General features: G+C 56.4%; 1 protein-coding gene. It reads left to right on the forward strand.

The window, feature by feature from the left end; all coding sequences use genetic code 11:
• The first annotated feature begins 263 nt into the window (after positions 1–263).
• Positions 264–827, forward strand: coding sequence for a hypothetical protein (locus C1I89_RS33745; protein WP_102776425.1), 564 nt, complete (start codon positions 264–266; stop codon positions 825–827).
• Positions 828–894: the final 67 nt, after the last annotated feature.

Below are 894 nucleotides of genomic sequence, written 5' to 3' on the forward strand. Positions count from 1 at the left end.
AGCTATGAAACCCAAACAACTCCACTTGACATACATCCCCCGATACGCTAGACTAGGGGTGGGAACGGCGGGATACTCCCCCTCACACCCCAGTGAGGGGGTCGGGGGGAGTACCGCTTCCCGTCCAGTCCAGTCAGATGGGTTGACAAGTAAGTACATAGAGTGTAAACTCTGTGCGAGCTACTACTCCAACTGGCTCAAGGCAATGTCCATCAGTCGGATGAAGCTCCTCAGAGCCATCCACGAAGGGAATCACCCTCACCATGACGATGCAGCGCAGAACCGTCGTTAGGACTCCCAAGCGTCGCAAGATGTGGTGTGTCCGTAGCACCTTCCTTGATGTGACGACCAACTCTCAGTGGGCTGACGACATTCTCGACCCTGCGTTCACAGCGCTCGGGCTATCGAACATGGGCGGTCTCACCGTCATGCGCATACTCGGGACGTTGCAGCTCGTTGCAGGGACCACGCCGCAGACGACTAGCACCACCTGGTCCGAGATCGATCTGGGCATCTGCTGGATCAACTCATCAGTAAACATCAGCGGTGGCTCTGGAAGCATCCCACAGCCGTGGCAGAACGGCCTTCTCGAAGCGGTATGGCTCCAGCAATGGGAACTCGGCGCCTTTGAACAGAACGCCGTCAATGAGACCCTGTCCCCACTGGAACCGATCGAGACGTCACTGCTGAAGTTCGACATCACACAGATGCGTAAGCAACCCACAGCCGACTCCAAGCTCATTCTGGCCGGCAATGGTGGCTCTGCGTGGACTCAGGATGCAGTCTCCCTCAAGGTCTCCATTCAAACGCTGGTAGCTCTCCCATAATAGACTCCGTCGAGGTTTGTGATGTGTATCACAATCCGAGCGGAGGGCACTGAGCTATGAAACCCAA

Origin of the sequence: Achromobacter pulmonis (genome assembly GCF_002885955.2) — a bacterium.
GTDB classification, from domain to species: domain Bacteria; phylum Pseudomonadota; class Gammaproteobacteria; order Burkholderiales; family Burkholderiaceae_B; genus Achromobacter; species Achromobacter pulmonis_A.

What these genes read in the sequence shown, in the direction of transcription:
- C1I89_RS33745 (WP_102776425.1), top strand. Translation starts at nt 264, where the DNA reads ATGACGATGCAGCGCAGAACCGTCGTTAGGACTCCCAAGCGTCGCAAG.